At 46.5% G+C, this 23,024-nt stretch carries 15 protein-coding genes; 9 read left to right on the forward strand and 6 right to left on the reverse strand.

Annotation, left to right across the window (positions count from 1 at the left end):
- Nucleotides 1-208 precede the first annotated feature (208 nt).
- From FHS56_RS04610 to FHS56_RS04640, 7 genes are all read left to right on the forward strand, one after another.
- A complete protein-coding gene (locus FHS56_RS04610) occupies nt 209-676 on the forward strand; it encodes a T9SS type A sorting domain-containing protein (protein ID WP_166918680.1) in 468 nt (155 codons plus the stop codon).
- A gap of 45 nt (nt 677-721) precedes the next feature.
- On the forward strand, nt 722-1,582 hold the full coding sequence (locus FHS56_RS04615; protein WP_166918681.1) for an outer membrane protein assembly factor BamD: 861 nt from the start codon (nt 722-724) through the stop codon (nt 1,580-1,582).
- A gap of 29 nt (nt 1,583-1,611) precedes the next feature.
- On the forward strand, nt 1,612-1,947 hold the full coding sequence (locus FHS56_RS04620) for a DNA-directed RNA polymerase subunit omega (protein WP_166918682.1): 336 nt from the start codon (nt 1,612-1,614) through the stop codon (nt 1,945-1,947).
- A 206-nt stretch (nt 1,948-2,153) separates the two neighbouring features.
- Nucleotides 2,154-3,383, forward strand: coding sequence for a bifunctional phosphopantothenoylcysteine decarboxylase/phosphopantothenate--cysteine ligase CoaBC (coaBC, locus tag FHS56_RS04625; protein WP_166918683.1), 1,230 nt, complete (start codon nt 2,154-2,156; stop codon nt 3,381-3,383).
- Complete coding sequence (locus tag FHS56_RS04630; RefSeq protein WP_166918684.1) at nt 3,319-4,887, forward strand: hypothetical protein; 1,569 nt, start codon at nt 3,319-3,321, stop codon at nt 4,885-4,887. Before coaBC ends, FHS56_RS04630 begins: the two co-directional genes overlap by 65 nt.
- A gap of 39 nt (nt 4,888-4,926) precedes the next feature.
- Nucleotides 4,927-5,478, forward strand: a complete 552-nt coding sequence (gene pyrR / locus FHS56_RS04635; protein WP_166918685.1) for a bifunctional pyr operon transcriptional regulator/uracil phosphoribosyltransferase PyrR — start codon at nt 4,927-4,929, stop codon at nt 5,476-5,478.
- Between the two features lie 20 nt (nt 5,479-5,498).
- Nucleotides 5,499-6,422: an aspartate carbamoyltransferase catalytic subunit gene (locus FHS56_RS04640; RefSeq protein WP_166918686.1), complete on the forward strand. Its 924-nt coding sequence runs from the start codon at nt 5,499-5,501 to the stop codon at nt 6,420-6,422.
- Nucleotides 6,423-6,482: 60 nt separating this feature from the next.
- Here FHS56_RS04640 and FHS56_RS04645 read toward each other — a convergent pair whose 3' ends face one another.
- The 3 genes from FHS56_RS04645 to polA all read right to left on the reverse strand — a co-directional run bounded on the left by FHS56_RS04645 (nt 6,483) and on the right by polA (nt 11,498).
- A complete protein-coding gene (locus tag FHS56_RS04645; protein ID WP_166918687.1) occupies nt 6,483-7,565 on the reverse strand; it encodes an Ldh family oxidoreductase in 1,083 nt (360 codons plus the stop codon).
- Between the two features lie 251 nt (nt 7,566-7,816).
- The gene (gene thiD, locus FHS56_RS04650) at nt 7,817-8,668 is read right to left on the reverse strand and encodes a bifunctional hydroxymethylpyrimidine kinase/phosphomethylpyrimidine kinase (protein WP_166918688.1); all 852 of its coding nucleotides are present in this window, start codon (nt 8,666-8,668) and stop codon (nt 7,817-7,819) included.
- Nucleotides 8,669-8,687: 19 nt separating this feature from the next.
- The gene (gene polA, locus FHS56_RS04655; protein WP_166918689.1) at nt 8,688-11,498 is read right to left on the reverse strand and encodes a DNA polymerase I; all 2,811 of its coding nucleotides are present in this window, start codon (nt 11,496-11,498) and stop codon (nt 8,688-8,690) included.
- Between the two features lie 104 nt (nt 11,499-11,602).
- On the opposite strand from polA, the gene FHS56_RS04660 reads away from it, so the two are divergent.
- A complete protein-coding gene (locus FHS56_RS04660; protein WP_166918690.1) occupies nt 11,603-13,387 on the forward strand; it encodes a sodium:solute symporter family protein in 1,785 nt (594 codons plus the stop codon).
- A 645-nt stretch (nt 13,388-14,032) separates the two neighbouring features.
- Nucleotides 14,033-15,940, forward strand: a complete 1,908-nt coding sequence (locus FHS56_RS04665) for a hypothetical protein (RefSeq protein WP_166918691.1) — start codon at nt 14,033-14,035, stop codon at nt 15,938-15,940.
- A 254-nt stretch (nt 15,941-16,194) separates the two neighbouring features.
- Here the strand turns inward: FHS56_RS04665 and FHS56_RS04670 are convergent, their stop codons facing one another.
- From FHS56_RS04670 to FHS56_RS04680, 3 genes are all read right to left on the reverse strand, one after another.
- The gene (locus tag FHS56_RS04670; protein ID WP_166917842.1) at nt 16,195-16,344 is read right to left on the reverse strand and encodes a hypothetical protein; all 150 of its coding nucleotides are present in this window, start codon (nt 16,342-16,344) and stop codon (nt 16,195-16,197) included.
- A gap of 274 nt (nt 16,345-16,618) precedes the next feature.
- The gene (locus tag FHS56_RS11940; protein WP_243844142.1) at nt 16,619-16,933 is read right to left on the reverse strand and encodes a CHAT domain-containing protein; all 315 of its coding nucleotides are present in this window, start codon (nt 16,931-16,933) and stop codon (nt 16,619-16,621) included.
- Between the two features lie 249 nt (nt 16,934-17,182).
- Nucleotides 17,183-23,020, reverse strand: coding sequence for a CHAT domain-containing protein (locus FHS56_RS04680; RefSeq protein WP_166918693.1), 5,838 nt, complete (start codon nt 23,018-23,020; stop codon nt 17,183-17,185).
- Nucleotides 23,021-23,024 lie beyond the last annotated feature (4 nt).

Consider the following 23,024-nt stretch of genomic DNA (forward strand, 5'->3'; position numbering starts at 1 on the left):
ACCACCTCATGCAACCATCGCGCCTCGTCTTGCATCTTAAAAAGTAAAGAAAAGTAGTGCATTTTTTTTGCACAAATAAACAGTACTTACCTAACCCAATTAAAATCTTATACGTATCTTTGTATAGTGCAATTGCAATGAAATAACGCTAACTTTTGCTACAGAAACAAACCAAATGAATGCAGAAAGTAAAGCTTGAAAGAAATTCATGAAACACCCATACGCTGTCATATCATTCTTCCTTGGATTGCTTGTGGTAGGGCTGCTGAGTGGCATTGCCAAACGCCCGATGCAAGACCACCCCACATTGCTTTATAAATATACTGCCCATATTGCAGGACATACCCCCATGCTAAATACCGATAAAGGCACAGAAGAAACAACCGAAGAATTGGAAGAGCTATTGGTAAACCTGCCGCAAATAAGCATATCGCTGGCTTATCCCAATCCTGCGTCTGAATATGTTTTCTTCAACTACCAAATCCAAGACCGCAACCATCGTTATTTTATCGGTATCAGCGACGTGCTGGGAGCCAATTCGCGCATGTACCCCTTAGACCCCGACAGCCGGCAGCTGCGTATCCACCTGCGCGACATGGCACCGGGTATTTATTTCTACTCCCTATGGATGAATGAACGCGTGATAGCCACTCGTAAACTAATTGTAAAGCATTGATTTTTTCCCTACCTTTGCACGATTGCAATCGTTCACAGCTAAATTATGAAGCACACCCATCTACTGCTCTTTGCCTTTGTCCTGTTGTTTAGTGCCTGCAGTAAATTCACCCGCCTGCAACGTAGCAACGACGTGCAAAAAAAATATGCAGGCGCCTTAGAGCTGTACGAAAACAAAGATTACTATAAAGCCAGCTTGCTTTTGGAAGAAATCATACCTGTGCTGCGCGGAACCGAACAGGCAGAAAAAGCTCAACTCATTTTGGCTTATTGCTACTACTATCAAAAAGATTACACCCTCTCGGCATTTTATTTCAAGCGCTTTTATCAGACCTTTGGGCGCAGCCCCAAAGCCGAAGAGGCAATGTATATGCATGCCTATTCGTTGTATAAAAGCTCGCCGGCACCCAACTTAGACCAAACCGACACAAAAAAGGCAATCTCAGCCTTTCAGTCTTATTTGAATGCCTACCCTACAAGCAAGCGCGTGGACGAATGCAACAAACTCATCAAAGAGTTGCGCAGCAAGTTGGAAATCAAAAGCTATAACCTCGCAAACGAATACTATAAACAAGACCTTTACGAAGCAGCTGTCATTGCGCTCTCGAACTTTATTGACCAATACCCCGATTCAGATTACCGCGAAGAGGCTTTTTACAAGCGGCTGGAAAGTGCCTATCTCTTTGCAAAAAACAGTATTTTAAGCAAACAAGAACAACGCTACCAAGAAGCTATTGGCTACTATCAAGATTTTGCCGAGCGCTATCCAGAAAGCAAATGGTTAGCCAAAGCCAGCAATATCTACGAAAAAGCCGTGGAAGGGCTACGCAACGCCCAACAAAAAATGAAAGAATTGCAAAAACCACAAAAACAAAAGGAAGAAGACAAAGCCCAACCTTCGTTTTAAAAGAACAAGTTGCCGAAAACCCCAATGCTATGAAAAAGATACAAGCACCTATTTCCGTTGTTACGCGCGACACCAACCAGATTGCAAGTAAAACCGACAATATCTATGAGTCGGTGCACATCATTGCTCAACGTGCCAACCAAATTGCGCAACAATTAAAGGAAGAGCTGCATGAAAAACTGCGTGATTTCAGCATGCCACACGACAATTTGGAAGAAGTATTTGAGAACAAAGAGCAAATCGAAATTTCGAAATACTACGAACGCCTACCCAAACCTACTGCTATTGCCATAGAGGAATTCTTGCAAGACAAACTCATGTGGCGCCTCAGAGAAGAAGAAAAGAAAGAACACGAAGAGTTATAAGCTTTTTTCCATAGAATGTACCTCTTAGCCTCGCTGCCTATGAAACAGCGAGGCTTGCTTTTTTCACCTCTTCCCAGCATTTGTTTCCCTGTTTTCCACTCAAACTATTCTCTTGATTTTTGTATTTTTGATAAAATCAAATGCACTTTACCAAGTGGATACTCCACTGCAAGCTTGGCAAAAAAATCCTAAACACATCGGGTACTATGCTTAAAGACAAAAAGATATTGTTGGGCATTACGGGCGGCATTGCTGCCTATAAAAGTGCACTGCTTTGCCGCCTGCTCATAAAGGAAGGCGCTCAGGTGCGTGTTATCATGACCGAAACCGCCAAAGGCTTCATCAGTCCTTTGACTTTGTCCACCTTGTCGAAACACCCCGTATATAGTGAATTGTATGACTCGGATACAGGCAATTGGCACAACCATGTAGAGTTGGGCTTATGGGCTGACCTGCTGCTCATTGCACCGGCTACGGCACACACTCTTGCCAAGTGCGCCCAAGGCTTATGCGACAATCTGCTCACGGCTACTTTCCTTTCGGCAAAGTGCCCTGTTTTTTTTGCCCCCGCTATGGACAGGGACATGTATTTACACCCTGCCACCCAGCGCAACCTGCAGCAACTCGCTGCCGACGGGCACCACATCATCCCCACTGAATATGGTGAGCTGGCAAGCGGCTTGGTAGGTGAAGGGCGTATGGCTGAACCGGAAAACATTGTGCGCCACCTGCATGACTTCTTTGCCCAAAAGCAAAAGTTAAAAGGCAAAAAAGCAATAGTTACCGCAGGTCCCACTTACGAAGCCATCGACCCGGTTCGCTTCATAGGCAACCACTCTACTGGCAAAATGGGCTACGCCATTGCCGAAGCGCTGGCTCAATACGGTGCCGAGGTAGTGCTGGTCAGTGGACCCACTGCCCTCATGCCCCCCAAGCATCCCAACATAGAGCTGTTTAAGGTAACCAGCGCACGCGAAATGCTGGAAGTCTGCATGGATGCTTTTCATGAAGCCGATATTGCGGTGCTGGCAGCAGCAGTTGCCGACTACCGCCCCAAAGAGGTAGCCGTGCAGAAAATCAAAAAACAAAGCGACAGCATGCAAATAGAGCTGGTAAAAAACCCCGACATAGCCGCTACTTTGGGACAACACAAAAAGCCTTACCAGTTCATGGTAGGCTTTGCCTTGGAAACCGAGAACGAAAAAGCCAACGCCCTTCAAAAGCTAAAAAAGAAAAATTTCGACTTCATCGTATTGAACTCGCTGAATGATGAAGGAGCGGGTTTTGGGCACGACACCAACAGCATTACCATATTGACCGCCGAGGGGGAAAGCTACCAATCGGGGCTCAAATCCAAAAAAGAAATTGCTTATGATATTGTGGAGCATATTTGTCGGCAAATGCAAAAACAAGCACTACTCCCTGTGGACGCTTAGCCTGTGGGCTTACCTTCTGCTGCATGCCTCTGCTGCCTTCGGGCAGTTTCAGGAATGTGCCCGCTACCAATACCGAGAAGAAAAACGTGAAAACAAAAGTTTCCGTGTGCTTCCTTTGCAAAAGAAAAAGGCAGTGCTGCTTTATGGCACCCTCTTTGCACCCGCGCAAAATCTCAGTGGCAACGTGCAAGGCTATTTCTTCCAACTGCTCGACGAAGCACTTCACCCCCGATGGGATACCCTCTATGTCATACGCCTATCTTGGACGCTGCAACACGTCTTTCTGGAAGGAGAAGAGAACTTTCACCTGCTGTTACGGCGCAATTTCCGAGAATACGCCGTACTCAGTGTGTCGCTGAGCGATGGTGCCCTGCAATGGAAAACAGCCACCCTGCCCACCCCCATGGACGTAGATGAATTTCTGGTATTCGGGAAAAACGCCTTTCTTTTAGGGTATTACAAGCGGCACTTTGTGGGCTATGATTTCAGCTTTTTTGACGGCTCGGTAAAAGCTATTTCCAAAATATATGAAAAGTGGCTGGAACCCGTCAGCTACGACATATCGCCCCAAGAGTTTCGCGCCTATATAGCTTTTCAAAACACCAAAAGCAAAGACTGCTACCTGCTGTTGCGCGAGTTTTTGAGCAACGGCGAGATGGTAAATGAAATGACCATCCCTCGCTTTCAAGGACGCACCTTCCACCAAATAAAATTACTTTATTTGCCCGAAAATACCCTTTTTATGGTTGGCAGCTATGCCTTCCACTGTAAAGACGAAGCCAAAGGTTTGGCATTTGGTACCTTGCGCCTGAACGAAAGCCCTCGACTACAATACATGCCCTTCGTCGATTTTAAACATTTCTATGATTATCTGTCCAAACGCCAACAAGAACGCCTCTACAAAAAGGCAAAGGGCAAACTAAAGCAAAAAGACAACCCCCAACAACACAAGTTGTTGTTGCAAAAACTCATCGCTACTTCCTCTCATATCTACCTGCTTGCCGACGTGTATCGCCCCAATTACCGGAATGTCAGCAACAGCAGTTTGTCAGTCAATATAAGCGGGCGGGCGCTCATCAGCACCTTCGACTACCTGCACTCCCATCTGTTTGTTTTTGACCGTAACGGTCGCTACATAGAAGACTATATTATGGAGTTGGACACTGAACATTCGCGCAGCAACGAACTAAAACCCATGCTACGCTTTGTACCTACCGCCAAAGGCTTCGCCCTATTGCATCTCCACAAGAACGGTATCCATGTGAAGCTGATGGAAAATGACAGTCTGGTGTTCGAAGAAAAGAAAGTAGCCTACCGCAAAACCTACGCTACGGAGGAAGGGCAAAAGATAAGCCCCCTCAACCCCGAGGCTTTTTTTTGGTACGACGATTACTTTCTGTTGTGGTTTAGCTATCAAGAACCCATTCAGTTCAGCGACCGCCCCACTTTTTACCTCATGAAACTAAAAGTGGCTCCCCCACCCAAAGCAGACGAAGCAAATTAAAATTCTTGTTTAACTTTACAGCCGAAAAGCGGCTTTGTTATGTCTAAAAAACAACTCTTCGACAGCCAGCAGCTGTCTATTACCATTGAGCGCCTCTGCCGACAACTGATTGAAAATCATGATTCTTTTGAAGAAAGCGTTTTAATAGGTATTCAACCCAGAGGTTCTTTTTTGGCTAAACGACTGCACCAACGACTGCAAGACATCACAGGCAAAAACATTCTGCTCGGTTTTTTAGACATCACCTTTTTCCGCGACGATTTCAGGCGACGCTCGCAACCCATACAAGCCAATCGCACACAGATAGACTTTGTTATCGAAGACAAAAAAGTAGTGCTCATCGACGATGTGCTTTATACCGGGCGCACCGTGCGTGCTGCCCTCGATGCCATGATAGCCTTCGGGCGCCCGCAAAAAGTAGAACTGCTGGTGTTGATTGACAGAAAATACAGCCGAGACCTGCCCATACAAGCCGACTATGTGGGGCGCCGAGTCAGTAGCCTACCTACCGACCGCATCGTAGTGCAACTCTGCGAACAAGGCTTTGCTGCCGACAGCATACAATTGGTTTCTCATGACGAAACAAAATAAGTATCCAACCATACAAAACTATGTCGAGCCTTAGCGTACGCCACCTATTGGGCATCAAAGAACTGAGTGTAGAGGATATAGAGCTTATTTTCTCTACCACCGACCAATTCAAGGAAGTGCTGCAAAGACCCATCAAGAAAGTGCCTTCTCTGCGCGACCTCACCATTGCCAATGTGTTTTTTGAGAACTCTACTCGCACCCGCCTCTCTTTCGAGCTTGCCGAAAAAAGACTCTCTGCCGACGTAGTCAATTTTTCAGCAAGCTCTTCTTCTGTAAAGAAAGGCGAAACACTGCTCGACACCGTGCAGAACATTCTGGCAATGAAAGTGGACATGGTGGTGATACGCCATTCAAGCCCCGGTGCACCACACTTTTTAGCCAAACATATACAAGCCAATGTCATCAACGCAGGTGACGGCACGCACGAGCACCCTACCCAAGCACTCTTAGACGCCTATTCTATGCGCGAAAAAATAGGCGATTTGGCAGGCAAACGCATCGCCATCATCGGGGATATTCTGCATTCGCGCGTGGCACTTTCCAATATCTTTTTACTCAAAAAACTGGGCAGTGAAGTGATGGTGTGCTCTCCACCCACACTGCTACCCAAACATATAGGGCAATTAGGCGTAAAAGTAGAGCATGATGTGCGCAAAGCCCTTGCATGGTGCGATGTAGCCAATGTGCTGCGTATCCAATTAGAACGGCAACAAATCAAATATTTTCCTTCACTGCGTGAATACAGTCTCTATTTCGGCATAAACAAAGCCATGCTCGATGCACTGGAGCGCCCCATTGTGCTCATGCATCCCGGTCCTATCAACCGAGGGGTAGAGCTGAGCAGCGATGCCGCCGACTCACATCATTCTATCATCTTAGACCAAGTGGAAAATGGCGTGGCAGTGCGTATGGCTGTACTTTACTTGCTTGCAGGGCAAAGGTAAGTTCAAATAGTTCCTAAAAGGAAAGCCCTGTGGGAGCATCAAAACCTACAGGGCATTTTTTCAAAGCAACGATTGCAATGCAAATCTTTCTGCCAGTTGCTCGAGGTCTTCAATCACCTGTGGCATCAACGGAATACCTGTACGGCGCCGCTGCGCTTCATTTTCTCTTTCCGGGTCACCCGGAATCAACACCTGCTTGCCATCTATTGCTTTTGAACTGCGAAAACGGCGTATCCAGTGGTCCATATGTTTTTTAAAGTCTTCCACCGGACGGAAGGCATCTATCCGCATAGCGCCCATAAAATGCCCTATACCCTCCCCCACGGGGTTTTGAGGCAAAGGTAGGTAACTCACAAAAGGGGGCACCCAGGGACCGTAGTTGGCACCTGAAAGCACGGCGGTCAATATATCGACCATAGCCCCCAAGCAGTAGCCTTTATGACTGCCGTGCTCGTAGTCGCTACCCAAAGGCAACAAAGCTCCGCCTTGCTTGCGTGTCTGCGGGTCGGTAGTAGGCTTTCCTTCGGCATCCTGCAACCACCCAGAGGGCGCTTGGCGTCCTTCTCGTTCCAATATTTCAAATTTGCCATTGGCGGCGGTGGTGGTAGCAAAGTCGGCAACAAAAGGGGGCTCCTCACCAGCAGGCACTGCCAAGGCAATAGGGTTGGTTCCCAATAGGCGTTCTATCGAAAAAGTAGGTGCCACTATGGGGCTGGCATTGGTCATAGCCATGCCTATCATATCGTGGGCAAGTGCCATCATGGCGTGGTAGCCAGCAATGCCGAAATGATTGGAGTTTTTCACGGCTACCCACCCACTGCCCACTTGCTTTGCTTTTTCTATGGCTATGCGCATGGCATAAGGGGCTACTACCAAGCCTACGCCCGCATCACCATCGATGGTGGCAGTAGAAGGGGTTTCATGCACCACACGTATATTGGGGCGAGGATTCAGGCGCCCGACTTCCCACAAACGCACATAGCCCGACAAGCGCGCAATACCGTGCGAATCTATCCCCCGCAGGTCAGCAGCCAACAGTACCTCTGCTGCCAAGCGAGCATCTTCTTCTTTAAAGTCTATGGATTGAAAAACCGATACGGCAAATTCGTACAATTGGGCAAAGTCAAATGTCTGTTTTTCCATGTTCGGTACTTAATAAAAAAATGGAAGACAAGCCACACAGCCAACAGCGGCAATAATACCAAAAAAGCAGCCTTTAACAAAGCGAAAAGAAAAAGCGAAAAAAGCCCAAACGGCATCAAAGACCTATCTGAGCGGTATCTATGGGGCTTTTTGCCAAAGCTATATGCCTCCACGCTTTTGTGGATGAACATGCCGCCCACCAAAGTGGAATACAAGAAATATCAATAGCCTGTTACCCCCAAGCGATTCTTTTAAAAATCACTGCCCACCTTTTTTAGGTTTATGTTTTCCCAAAAAGCATGAAAATGATGAACGGGTCCAGCCCCCTTACCCAAGCGCCTTTCGGCACCTTGCTTCAAAGCCTGCGTAAGGTATTCTTTGGCACGGCGAACCGCCTCTATGGTGTCGTAGCCGTACGCCAGAAATGCGGCAATGGCGGAGGAGAGGGTGCAGCCGGTTCCATGCGTGTTGGTGGTTGCTATGCGCGGACTTTCGAAACGCTGCACCTGTTGCTGTTCTGTAAGCAACAAATAGTCAATTACCCTGCTTGTGTCATGGCTATGCCCCCCTTTGATAAGCACCGCCTTAGCCCCCCATTGTAGCCATGCTTCCATGCTATGGGAGGGCTGCTCTTCATCAAATGCTTCGCCCAGTAGGGCAGCAAATTCAGGCAGGTTGGGGGTTATCAAAGTAGTCAAGGGAAAAAGCAGTGCCTTCATAGCCTCGATGGCTTCTTCGCGTATGAGCGGGTCGCCACTTTGGGCTATCATCACGGGGTCCAACACTATGGGTATTTCTGCCGCATAGGGCTTCAAGGCGGCAGCTACCGCCTCTATGATGGGCGTACTGAACAGCATGCCTATCTTGATGGCACGCACCGACATGTCTTCCAAGACTGCTTCTATTTGAGCACGCACCACCTCGGGCGGCATGGCTTGCACCAAGCGCACCCCACAAGTGTTTTGAGCGGTAACGGCGGTGATGGCTGTGGTAGCAAACACCCCCAAAGCACTCATCGTTTTGATGTCGGCTTGGATACCAGCCCCCCCACCCGAATCCGAGCCGGCTATACTCAAAGCCACAGTGTATTGCTTTTCTTGCATTGCTGTACGGTTTTTGAATTCAATGAGCTTCCAACCAATTACGCCCCTTGCCTATATCTACTTTCAACGGCACCGACAATTCAACCACTCGGCTCATGAGCAAGGGCACCTCTGCCATAAGACGGTCGAGCTCTGCGGGATGCACATCGAAGAGCAGCTCGTCGTGCACCTGCAATACCATCTTGGAACGCAAGCCTTCACGATGCAGCCAGTCGTACACCCTCACCATTGCCAACTTGATGATGTCGGCGGCGCTTCCCTGCAGAGGGGTATTGATGGCATTGCGCTCGGCATGCCCACGCACCGTCTGATTGCGTGAGTCAATGCCCCTCAAATAACGCCTTCTACCGAAAATGGTTTCCACATACCCTTGCTCCCGGGCTTTGTGTATGATGTCTTCTTGATATTGGCGCACAGCAGGGAACTGCGCAAAGTATTCCTCTATGAGTTTTTTGGCTTCGGTGCGGCTGATGCGCAGCCGTTCTGCCAGCCCAAAGGCAGACACACCGTAAAGAATACCAAAGTTGGCGGTTTTGGCAGCACGGCGCATCGAAGGTGTTACTTCGTCTATGCTCACATGGAAGATTTTGGCAGCTGTGATGGCATGGATGTCTTTGCCTTCGGCAAAAGCCTGTTTCATGGTAGGGTCGTTGCTCAAGTGAGCCATCAAGCGCAGTTCTATTTGCGAATAATCTGCCGAGACGATATAGCCATTTTCAAAAGAAGGGATAAAAGCCTTGCGAATTTCCTGCCCCCGCTCGGTGCGAATGGGTATGTTCTGTAGGTTGGGATTGGTAGAACTCAGCCGCCCGGTTGCTGCTACCGCCTGATTGAACGAAGTATGCAGCTTAGATTGTGCATCTACCATAGCAGGTAAGGGGTCCACATAGGTGGATTTTAGCTTCTGCAGCTCCCTGATGTCTAAAATCAAAGGCACAATAGGATGCTTATCGACCAGTTTGGCGAGGATTTCTTCCCCTGTGGCATATTGTCCGGAAGGCGTCTTTTTGGGCTTCTTGTCTAATTTCAGTTTATCGAAAAGAATCTCGCCCAGCTGTTTGGGTGAAGCAATATTGAACGATTCTCCGGCAAGCTCATATATCTGTTGTTCGAGGGTGGCAATTTCTTTGCCCAGCAGAGAGGAGAGCTCCTGAAGTACCTCTACATCTATTTTAATGCCGCAGCGCTCCATGTCTTCAAGCACGGGCACTAAGGGCAGTTCAATGTTTTCCAGCACTTGCTGCAATCGAGGATATGCCTTCAGCTTTTGTTGCAACACAGCATATAGCTGCCAGGTAATGTCGGCATCTTCGGCAGCATATTCTTTTATTTCATGCAGCGCCACCTCGCGCATGCTGCCCTGATTTTTCCCTTTCTTGCCTATGAGACTCTCAATACTCACCGGTTCATAAGCAAGAAACTTTTTTGCCAAGAAATTCATCCCGTGCTTCTCATCGGGGTCAAGCAAATAAGCCGCCAGCATGGTATCGTAAAAAGGAGGCTTTACTTCCATGCCGTAGTTTGCCAATACAGCCAGGTCGTATTTCAAGTTTTGGGCTACTTTGGTTATGCCGGGTGCTTCAAACACAGGGCGCAGCAGTTCCAAAGAGCGCATGGCTTCGTTGCGGTCTTCGGGCAGGGGCAAATAATAGGCTTCATGGGGCTGCCACGCAAAAGACATGCCCACCAGCTCGGCTTGCAGGGCGTCGATGTGGGTGGTTTCAGTGTCGAAACAAAAAGCTTTCAACTGCAGCAGCTTATCTGCCAAAAGCTGCACGAGCTCCGGCGTATCGACCAGATGATAGAAGTGGCGTGTAGTGTAGATGTTACGCATGGAAGGCATGGAATCCCCCGCTCCATTGCTCACTTCTTCTTGTTGCTCGCTGACAAAAAGCCCCAATTGTAGGTTATCCACGGCTTGTTTTTGTGCCTGCTTCACCACCTCCGGTTTTTTGAAGGCTTTATGTTCAAGCAGGCGGTTTTTGATGCTGCGAAACTCCAGTTCATCTAAAAGCGGCAACAGCTCTTCTGCATTGAAGGGGTCATAGTGCAGGCTCTCCAGGTCTATATCGATGGGCACTTCTGTATAGATGGTTACTAACTCTTTGCAAAGCAATGCTTGTTGGGCATGTTCTTTCACTTTGTCGCGCAAGTGGGGCGGCAGTTCGTCGGCATGCGCAATCAGGTTTTCCACACTGCCATATTGCATGATGAGTTTTTGGGCTGTCTTTTCACCTATGCCCGGTATGCCCGGTATGTTGTCGGAGCTGTCGCCTTGTAGTGCCAACACGTCTATGACTTGTTTTACGTCTTTGATTTTAAACTTTTTCAGCACCTCCGGAACGCCCATCACTTCTGTCGGCTTGGTTTTGGTAGCCGGCTTGTAAAGAAAGATGTGTTCACTCACCAGCTGGCAATAGTCTTTATCGGAAGTCATCATGTAGACGTCGAATCCTTCCTTTTCGGCACGCTTGGCTAAGGTTCCTATGATATCGTCGGCTTCATAGCCATCCATTTCCAAGATGGGGATATGCATAGCCTGCAGAAGCTTCTTGATGTAGGGAATGGCTACAGAAATGCCTTCGGGCTGCTCTTGACGGTGGGCTTTGTATTCTTCGTAGGTGTCGTGGCGAAAAGTAGGGGCTGCCGTATCAAAAGCCACGCCTATGTGTGTGGGTTTTTCTTTTTGAAGTACCTCCAACAAAGTGTTGGTAAAACCGTAAATAGCACTGGTATCAAGTCCTTTAGAGTTTCGGCGTGGGTTATTGATAAAAGCGTAGTAGGCACGGTAAATGAGCGCCAAAGCGTCTAAAAGAAATAGTTTTTTCATAAAAAAATATTTTCTTTGGGCTGGAAGTTGCAATTTTTTTAACAAGAAAACAATTCAACTTCCAAGAGGTACTGAATAGACTGACGAAAGAAATCAGGGCGTTTATGGGTAGCACATTGACACTATTGGACTGGGGCGTTATCATTCTTTTTTTGTTGCTGTTTGTAGGCATCGGACTACGAGCAGGGCGCAGCAGTATCCAAAACATACAGGATTATTTTTTGGGGGGACGGCGCTTGCCCTGGTGGCTGGCAGGTGGTTCTATGGTGGCTACCACCTTTGCCGCCGACACCCCTCTGGCAGTTACCGAGCTGGTCTATAAAAACGGCATAGCAGGCAATTGGTTATGGTGGAATGCTGTGGCAGGCGGCGTACTTACGGTATTTTTCTTTGCTGCCTATTGGCACCGCTCCGGTGTGATGACAGATGCCGAACTGGCAGAGCTGCGCTACAGCGGCAAAGTAGCTCTTTTTCTTAGGGGCTTCCGCGCCGTTTATTTGGGGCTATTCATGAACGTGCTCATCATTGCCTGGGTGAACCTGGCGATGCTTTCCCTGCTGAAGGTATTCTTTGATTTAAACGACACACAGGCTTTTCTGTGGCTTTCGGTTATGATGGTTATGGTGATGCTATATGCCTCTCTTTCGGGGCTTAAAGGCATCGCTGCCACCGACGTAGTGCAATTTATAGTTGCCATGGGGGGATGCATCGTGCTGGCTATCATCGTTTTGCACTCAGAGTCTGTGGGAGGCATGCAGGCACTCAAAAGCCGCTTGTCTGCCGAGCGTCTTTCGTTCTTCCCTACCATAGGCAGTGCTTCCAGTAGTGGGCATTCCATGAGCATCGGCATAGGCAGCTTCTTGGCGTTTGTAGCAGTGCAGTGGTGGGCAAGCTGGTATCCGGGTGCCGAGCCCGGGGGCGGTGGTTACATTGCCCAACGCCTGATGAGTACCCGCAGCGAAACCGAAGCCGTAAAAGCCGGTTTATTCTTCCAAATTGCTCATTATGCGCTGCGTCCATGGGCGTGGATTGTGGTCGCTCTTTGTGCGTTGGTGCTCTTTCCCGACCTGCCGGCTGAACAGAGCCGTTACGGTTTTGTGTACGTGATGCGCGATTTTCTGCCCGAAGGCTTGCGCGGTCTGCTGTTGGTGGCTTTCATCGCTGCTTATATGAGCACCATCTCCACGCAACTCAACTGGGGCGCTTCTTATTTAACCGGTGACTTGTATCAGCGCCTTTTGGCACCCCCTTTGAAGCTATCCGGGCAAGAAAGCATCAACCGCCATTATGTATTGGTTTCCAAACTATTCACTATTCTACTGGCTGCCTGCGGCTTGGTTGTGACGCTCTACGTGGAACGCATTACTGCCATCTGGGAATTCATCATAGAATGTGGTGCCGGGCTGGGCTTGGTGTTGATTTTGCGATGGTACTGGTGGCGTGTAAATGCATGGAGCGAAATCACGGCTACCCTTGTGCCCTTAGTCGTATATTTTATTGCCAAATATGTACTGTCGCGTTGGAACCCGGTTTGGGGTTTGTCTTTACAAGAGGCTCCCCACAGTTATTACCTCACCGTAGGTGTTACGACCGCGGCATGGGTTACCGTTACCTTCTTGACTCCCCCTACCGATGCTGCCCAACTCAAGGCTTTCTACGAGCGGGTGCAGCCATTGGGCTGGTGGAAGCCGATAAGTAAACAGGACGGCACGCGCCCTCTGTTGGGACTACTCATCGCCTGGGCATTGGGCGTAGGGCTTGTTTATAGTCTTCTGTTTGGCATTGGCTATGCCGTACTACTCGACTTCTTCCCTATGACCATAAGCCTGAGCCTTGCTTTGGCTTGCGGCGTGGCTTTGTCCTTTGTGATGAAACGTCTTCAAAAATAAAGCGTAATGCCTTTTCACTAAGTGAAGTAGTACCAACTGATGAGATACCCAGCTGTGATGTTTAGCTATAGCTTCCTCTATGCCCGCCTAAGGCATCGCTGACTACCAAGTCCGCTTTTTTGCTCCCTCTTCCCTTTAAATCTTTAAATACTTCAATCCATACAGTAGCTCTCCACAGAAAAATTGACAATAGAAAGTACTTCCCTTGTCCTATCGGCTTTTACTCCTAACATCGTAAAGTATGCTTACTTGCTGGTGCTTTCCCCGCGTCGGGTAGAAATGTATATAGCATCAACGGCTGGAGTAGCGTCTACCATGCTGGATAAAATAATGATATCGCGTGCGAGGTACTTGCAGCATAAGCTGCTCGTGTTGCCCAATGGCTTTCCGCCAACGGTAACCATTACTAACATCTCTACTGGCGAAATTGTGTAACTCCCGCTCTGCTCGCATGAGAGCTTCTAAGGAGAGTTGTAATATTTTGTTAAATTTCTTCACACTGGCTTGCCACTTCTGATAAAATTCTGTAACTTACTGTTGTGTAAAGTGTTAGGTCTTTCATGTATTAAAAGTTTCAACTGTTAATTAAACTTATTTATCAAAACCTCACTTTACACACTTTTTGGGACAGTATCATATAATTATATGAAACATCCAATTTGCATTACCTGGCTTTTATCTGCGGTGCTGTTGTGCGAGGCTTTGCCGGCATGGGCACAGAAAAAATTGGTGCCGGCTTCTGTATCAGCGTTTAGTGGCATAAGCCTTCCTCAGGGTTCATTGCAGGACAACCGACTTTTAAGTAAGGCTTCTGCTGCCGTGCTGCTGGAAGATGAGTCGACTAAGGCAGGGGTAAAAGTAAGTGAGGCCGAGGTGCTGCAGTTGCCGGGGAAAAGCAGCGGATGGAGCCGCAGCCGCTTCGAGGAGCTGATTAGGCTGGCGGGCTGGCAGCTTGTTCCGGCTACCTCGCCCAACTATGGCTGGTTGAAGCGCGGCAATGAGTACCTGATATATTATTATGAGGAGAAGGCTCAGCAAACCGATTTATACTTTGGCAAACCCGAAGGAATACCAGCCGTTTCACTCCCAGCCACTACTACAGTTACCCCTACCACGCCAGCCGAGCCCCAGACCACCACAACAAACACAGGAGGAATTACAGGTACATGGTTGAAAACTTCGGCTACCTCCTCATCTTCTGCCTATGGCTATATAAAATGCCAGTACAACTTTTTTGATGATGGCACCTTTGTATTTTACAAGAAGACTTTCGATGCGTACACCCCGCAGATAATTTTCCGCAAGGAAACCGGATCATGGAAATTAACAGGCAACACTCTTTCTATAACCCCCACACGTGCGGTGGTGCAAACGTGGAGCAAGAAAGACAATGCCGACCAATATGGCAGCTTAATTAAAGCACAAACAGTTACGCCTGAAGTAACTACCTATACGGTGCGATTCGTAGAATTTTCAGAGCTTAACTTGCTACTTTCACCGGTTGACGGGAAGACCACCGAAAGAGATGGTATGTTTGGCATCAACTCGCAGTTTCCTAACACGTATTTTTATCAGCGTCCTCCCAACGCTTCATACCTACCTGAATTGCCCCCTGGTGAAGTTTCAAATAATAATACACAGAGGTCCCCCGAAAACACCAAACCTTCTTCAACTTCCAATCAGGCATCAACCGGTTCGCAGACTTCAGCGCCTACTAACAAAGGCACTTTTACCGGCACATATACCTACAACAAAACCAATTGGGATGACGGCTGGGTAAGCACCATTGAAGAAGACAAAGTGGTGGTTACAAAAGGGAATATACGTGTTCACCTCTATTATCCCCTACCTTTTGATGATGCTGCAAGAAACGCAGGAAGAGATTATTTCTGGGATAATTATCTAACCAAAGAGTTCCGCATTCTTTCTAAACAATACCGCGACCATGGTGAAGTGATATCCGCTTTGCAGGCGCCCTACATTGAAGGTACAGCCATTGACCCTAAAACCGGAAGAAATTGCTTTCTGGCTTTTTACGTTGGCGCCTCCAATGGAATTATGTTTCCTACACTGGCGATAGCGCCTGATGAGCAAAGCATACGAACCACCTTTCCGAAAGCCGAAGATAAGTATCACTCAGACCTTGCCGCCATGTCGAGATATAACCGCTTTGCGGTGGCTTTGCCTGATATTGTGGGCAAGTGGCACGAAAGCAGTAATGCAGCCATGAATTATTATAATGCCTACACAGGTGCTTATGCAGGTATGGCTTTTGCTGCTTCGAGCGATGAATTCGAATTTTTTGCCAACGGACAGTATGTAAGCAAACACCAGGGCGCATCGGGTATGGTAGGCAATATGAATACCTATTCGCTGTCGTATGCAGGTAAAGCAACCGTTACCAATTGGGAAATAGTTTTAACCAATCGGCATAATAACAAAACTGAAACATTCCATGCCTGGTTTGAAGCCGTGAAAGGAGGCCGTGTGCTTTACCTTCAAAACAAAGAATATTCAGGCAACAGGTATCTACTGGTTAGGGAATTAAAGTAAACACTGATGCCGGTAAATAATTGGATGTTCCATATTAGTAATGGAAACCTGACGCACAAGTTCCGCTTTTGTATTTTGTTATCGAACTTGCGCGTGGTTACAGTATAGCCAACTTTCATTGGGGGATTGTCTGGTAGTATCCCATTTTACCAAAACCTCACTCTACACACAGTATCACCAAAAAACAAAAAAGGCTATTCACAATGAGGAATAGCCTTTGGGCATTATGTTTTGCGAAGCGTTTTTCTATAACGCTATGCTTTCTTAGCTGCAAACTCGGCTTTCACTGCCTCCACATCCACAGCTTTCATCGGAGGAACAAAGTTCAAGCGTTTAATTTCTTTGATGCGATTTACCGCTCTACGGCGACGCTTAATTTCCTTGGTTGTCAATTTCCTTGCCATGACTTCTTATTGTTAAGTAATCCACATTTCCTCATTTGGAATTGCAAGTTTACAAGTTTTTACCGATAAAAACAAACTATTTTTATTGTAAAAAAAATGGCTTTGATAAGCTAAGAAAAACCAAGCCCCCTCTCAAGAAATCAAACAAATGAAAAGTTAGGGAAAAAGTGTCTTGTAGCAAAGAGAGCGAAGACCTGACAGGTTTTGAAAACCTGCCAGGTCTTTGCTCTAAGGGAAGCGCATACAAAGCGCGCAGCAGCAGCATGGCACTTATTCACTCACCCACCATCACAAAAGCGCCCCAAAAATACGGCGCGCCGTACTTCTCTTTGAGTTTGTTTTGTGCCTGTGTGAATGCTTCCCGCTTCGGAAGTTTTTTCACAAGCAGGTTCTCATAAAAAAGACTCATCATTTCTTGCGTAGCTGTGTCATCTACTTTCCAGAGGCTCATCAGTACTGTTTTGGCGCCCGCCGTCTGAAATGCCCGCTGTAATCCAAAAACGCCCTCTCCGTTCACTATCTCGCCCAAGCCCGTCTCACATGCCGACAGCACCACCAAATCCGTGTGGTCTAAATTTCGTTCAGCCAATTGAGGCGCTGGTTGATAAAATTCTTGCTGACAAAAAAACGCGGGAAGTAGATGGGTTGGTGTATGAACTGTATGGGTTAGCAGAGGAGGAAATAAGGAAAGTGGAGGATGAATAGAAAAACTTCCTCTGTGCTCCTCCGTGTCCTCTGTGGTAAAATAATACAAGCAAGACCTGACAGGTTTTGAAAACCTGCCAGGTCTTTGCTCTAAGGGAAGCGCATACAAAGCCCGCAACAGCATGGCACTTATTCACTCTCCCACCATCACAAAAGCGCCCCAGTAATACGGCGCGCCGTACTTCTCTTTGAGTTTGTTTTGTGCCTGTGTGAATGCCTCTCGCTTCGGAAGTTTTTTCACAAGCAGGTTCTCATAAAAAAGACTCATCATTTCCTGCGTAGCTGTGTCATCTACTTTCCAGAGGCTCATCAGCACTGTCTTGGCGCCCGCCGTCTGAAATGCCCGCTGCAATCCAAAAACACCCTCTCCGTTCACTATCTCCCCCAAGCCCGTCTCACATGCCGACAGCACCACCAAATCCGTGTGGTCTAAATTCAAATTCATCGCCTCTTGGGCAGTGAGTACCCCATTCTCTTTCCCCTCTTGCTCCCCATTTCTCAATCCCTCCTCGGCGCCTGCCAACAACAAACCACAACGCAACAGCGGGTTCTCTAATAGAACCTCATGTTTCTGCAATCCCATCCTATCGTCTTTGTCGATGATGGGTACATCTGCAAGGAAAAAGCCGTGGGTGGCTATGTGCAGAATATCAGGGTTTAAGATTTTCTTGAGATTGCCTTCGCTTGCCTGCTTGCCTGTGTAAATGAAGGTTTTGAGGTTTTGAGATTGAGCTAAACTTCCAATACTTTCTACTTCAACTTTTGTCCCAGGAAGCGCACTAATGCCTCCGCTTCCATCAAGAAAGCGTTGTGTCGTGTCTAACGGAATGGCAAAAGCGCTTCTGTCGGTGTTTGGGGAATTGGTTGGGCTCCCATAATCCGGGAAGCCAAACAAATGAAGCTCATACTCCTTGAAGTTCTTTTGAAGTTGCTTGCGTTTGTTAAACAATACCAAATCTTTGGTATTGCTCACAAGCTGGACATTCGTCTCCTCAAGCACATACTTGCCTGTCTCTGGGTTCTGAAGCGTGAGCAAATTCAGTTGGTGATACACCCCATCAGCAGAAAAATATACTTTCTGTGCCGTACCGATTTTGTCTTTGATGGGTTTCCAAAATTTGTTGTATGAAAGTCTATCTGTTCTCTTGAGTTTGATACAGTTTCTGTAATAGTTAATGCCCCGTTTCTCCATTGCGTTGCCATCTGACAAAACCACTATCTCAGGATAATTTTCCGTCTCGGGCTTCACGATAAGCGCAATATACACCACAGAATCTGTCCAATCTTTATCGTAGTAGCGTGTCCTTATCATCTCCACGGCTACTTCACCTTTTTTGAGTTGCTTTTGTACGTCTTGCCAAGTGTAGCGGCGTTTGTCTTGGGCAGTGGCAAACAACTCCGACTTGCTCGAAAGCTGTTTTTCCAATTCATTCACTTCTGCCTCCAATTGCGCTTGGTTGATGCCCTGTTTCTCTTTCTCCGAGAGGCTCATCTGATACACCTTTGCCAGATACTCTCGTTTGGCTTTCCAGTTGGCGTATAGGTCTATCAGGTTTTGGTCTTTGCTACTCAGGATGCGTTCTTTGATTTTGACACTTGTGTTGAAAAGCAAAGCCTTGGTGGCGAGTTGGTTGTTGTAGGCGTGCGATAGAATCGCAGGGTTTTCTTGGTATCTTTTAAGTGAAAAAGAGTTGAAAATCTCAAAATGATAGGCAAAACTTTTGTAAAAGAGGGCTTTCTCCTTCTCAGAAAGGTGAGAAAAATTGTTCTCTATTTGGGCTAATAAGCCGCTAAGTACCTCCAGGAAAAACGGCTCCGCCTTGGAATACAAGCCTTGGTCTTCATACAAAGCTGCCAAATTGCCACAAGAAGTGGCATAAGCAGGGTGTTCTTTGCCCAAAACCTTTTCACGGATATTCTTCGCTTCCACCAACAAAGGCTCTGCCTTGGAATACAAACCTTGGTTTTCATATAAAAGCCCTAAATTGTTGCAAGACAGGGCATAATCAGGATGTTCTTTGCCCAAAACCTTTTCAAAGATATTCTTCGCTTCCACCAACAGAGGCTCTGCCTTAGAATACAATCCTTGGGCTCCATATAAAGCTGCCAAATTGTTGCAAGACAGGGCATAAGCAGGGTGTTCTTTGCCCAATACTTTTTCACGAATATTCTTGGCTTCCACCAATAAAGGCTCTGCCTTGGAATACAATCCTTGGGCTCCATATAAAGCTGCCAAATTGTTGCAAGACATGGCATAATCAGGGTGTTCTTTGCCAAAGACCTTTTCATAAATATTCTTCGCTTCCACATACAATGGCTCTGCCTTGGAATACAATCCTTGGGCTTTATATAGACCTGCCAAATTGTTGCAAGACAGGGCATAATCAGGGTGTTCTTTGCCTAAGACCTTTGCAAGAATATCCTTCGCTTCTACCAACAAAGGCTCTGCCTTCGAGTACAAGCCTTGAGATTCATACAAAGAAGCCAAATTATTGCAAGAACTGGCGTAATCAGGATGTTCTTTGCCTAAGACCTTTGCACGAATATCCTTCGCTTCCACATACAATGGCTCTGCCTTGGAATACAATCCTTGTTTTTCATACAAAGCTGCCAAATTGTTGCAAGACCGGGCATAATCAGGGTGTTCTTTGCCAAAGACCTTTTCATAAATATTCTTCGCTTCCACATACAAAGGCTCCGCCTTGGAATACAAACCTTGTTCATTATACAAAGCTGCCAAATTGTTGCAAGACCGGGCATAATCGGGGTGTTCTTTGCCAAAGACCTTTTCATAAATATTCTTCGCTTCCACATACAAAGGCTCCGCCTTGGAATACAAACCTTGGGCTTCATACAAAGCTGCCAAATTGTTGCAAAAAGTGGCATAATAAGGGTGTTCTTTGCCAAAGACCTTTTCATAAATATTCTTCGCTTCCACATACAAAGGCTCCGCCTTGGAATACAAACCTTGTTCATTATACAAAGCTGCCAAATTGTTGCAAGACCGGGCATAATCGGGGTGTTCTTTGCCAAAGACCTTTTCAACAATATCCTTAGCTTCCACATACAATGGCTCTGCCTTGGAATACAAACCTTGTTTTTCATACAAAGCTGCCAAATTGTTGCAAAAAGTGGCATAATCAGGGTGTTCTTTGCCAAAGACCTTTGCATAAATATTCTTGGCTTCCACGAACAAAGGCTCTGCCTTAGAATACATGCCTTGGTTTGCGTATAAAAACCCTAAGTTGTTGCAAGAAGTAGCATAATCAGGGTGTTCTTTGCCTAATACCCTTTCACGAATATTCTTCGCTTCCACCAACAAAGGCTCTGCCTTAGAATACAATCCTTGTTTTTCATATAAAAGCCCTAAATTGCTGCAAGAAATGGCATAATCAGGGTGTTCTTTGCCAAAGACCTTTGCACGAATATCCTTCGCTTCCACATACAATAGCTCTGCCTTCGAGTACAAACCTTGGGCTTCATATAGAACTGCCAAATTGTTGCAAGAAGTGGCATAATCAGGGTGTTCTTTGCCAAAGACCTTTGCAACAATATCCTTAGCTTCCACATATAATGGCTCTGCCTTGGAATACAAACCTTGGGCTTTATACAAAGCTGCCAAATTGTTGCAAGAAATGGCATAATCAGGGTGTTCTTTGCCCAAGACCTTTTCACGAATATTCTTCGCTTCCACATACAATGGCTCTGCCTTGGAATACAATCCTTGGTTTTCATATAGACCTGCCAAATTGTTGCAAGTAGTGGCATAATCGGGGTGTTCTTTGCCAAAGACCTTTGCAACAATATCCTTAGCTTCCACATATAATGGCTCTGCCTTGGAATACAATCCTTGGGCTTTATACAAAGCTGCCAAATTGTTGCAAGACCGGGCATAATCGGGGTGTTCTTTGCCAAAGACCTTTTCATAAATATTCTTCGCTTCCACATACAAAGGCTCCGCCTTGGAATACAAACCTTGTTCATTATACAAAGCTGCCAAATTGTTGCAAGAAGTGGCATAATAAGGGTGTTCTTTGCCAAAGACCTTTGCAACAATATCCTTAGCTTCTACATACAAAGGCTCTGCCTTCGAGTACAAGCCTTGCGTTCTGTATAATTCTGCCAAATTGTTGCAAGAAGTGGCATAATCAGAGTGTTCTTTGCCAAAGACCTTTTCATAAATATTCTTCGCTTCCACATACAATGGCTCTGCCTTGAAATACAAACCTTGGGCTTTATACAAAGCTGCCAAATTGTTGCAAGACAGGGCATAAGCAGGGTGTTCTTTGCCAAAGACCTTTGCATAAATATTCTTCGCTTCCACATACAATGGCTCTGCCTTGGAATACAAACCTTGGTCGTAGTACAAAGCTGCCAAATTGTTGCAAGACAGGGCATAATCAGGGTGTTCTGTACCCAAGACCTTTGCATAAATATTCTTCGCTTCCACATACAATGGCTCCGCCTTGGAATACATGCCTTGGTTTGCGTATAAAAACCCTAAGTTGTTGCAAGAAGTAGCATAATCAGGGTGTTCTTTGCCTAAGACCTTTGCATAAATATTCTTGGCTTCCACGAGCAAAGGCTCTGCCTTGGAATATATGCCTTGTTTTGCATACAAACCTGCCAAATTGTTGCAAGACAGGGCATAAGCAGGGTGTTCTTTGCCTAAGACCTTTTCACGAATATTCTTCGCTTCCACATACAATGGCTCTGCCTTGGAATACAATCCTTGGGCTTCATACAAAACTGCCAAATTGTTGCAAGACAGGGCATAATCAGGGTGTTCTTTGCCTAAGACCTTTTCACGAATATTCTTGGCTTCCACATACAATGGCTCTGCCTTGGAATATATGCCTTGTTTTGCATACAAACCTGCCAAATTGTTGCAAGAAGTGGCATAATCGGGATGTTCTTTGCCCAAGACCTTTGCACGAATATTCTTCGCTTCCAAATACAATGGCTCTGCCTTGGAATACAATCCTTGGGCTTCATACAAAGCTGCCAAATTGTTGCAAGAGGTGGCATAATCGGGATGTTCTTTGCCAAAGACCTTTTCATAAATATTCTTCGCTTCCACATACAATGGCTCTGCCTTGGAATATATGCCTTGTTTTGCATACAAACCTGCCAAATTGTTGCAAGAAGTGGCATAATCGGGATGTTCTTTGCCCAAGACCTTTGCACGAATATTCTTCGCTTCCACATACAATGGCTCTGCCTTGGAATACAATCCTTGGGCTTCATACAAAGCTGCCAAATTGTTGCAAGAAGTGGCATAAGAAGGATGTTCTTTGCCAAAGACCTTTGCATAAATATTCTTGGCTTCCACATACAATGGCTCTGCCTTCGAGTACAAGCCTTGCGTTCTGTATAATTCTGCCAAATTGTTGCAAGAAGTGGCATAATCAGGGTGTTCTTTACCCAATACTTTTTCACGAATATTCTTGGCTTCCACATACAATGGCTCTGCCTTGGAATACAAACCTTGTTCATTATACAAAGCTGCCAAATTGTGGCAAGAATTGGCATAATCGGGGTCTTCCTTGCCCAATATCTTTTCAAAAAGATTCTTGGTTTCCACCAGCAAAGGCTCTGCCTTGGAATACAAGCCTTGGGCTTCATATAGACCTGCCAAATTGTTGCAAGACATGGCATAATAAGGGTGTTCTTTGCCAAAGACCTTTGCATAAATATTCTTCGCTTCCACCAACAAAGGCTCTGCCTGCGAATACATGCCTTGGTTTTGGTACAAAGCCCCTAAAATGTGGCAAGAAACAGCATAAGAAGGATGTTCTTTGCCAAACTCTTTTTCCGCTTGAGTTTTAGCCTTCTCAAATATTGCTATTGCCTCGGCATACTTGCCTTCTTGGTATAGTGTGACGCCTTGTTGGGTAAGTGTTTCCCAATCTTGGGCTTTGAGGAACACAGTCGGAAGTATCCACACGGCAAGGAAAATGAACTTTTTCATATGA

Origin of the sequence: Thermonema lapsum, assembly GCF_011761635.1 — a bacterium.
Lineage (GTDB): Bacteria > Bacteroidota > Bacteroidia > Cytophagales > Thermonemataceae > Thermonema > Thermonema lapsum.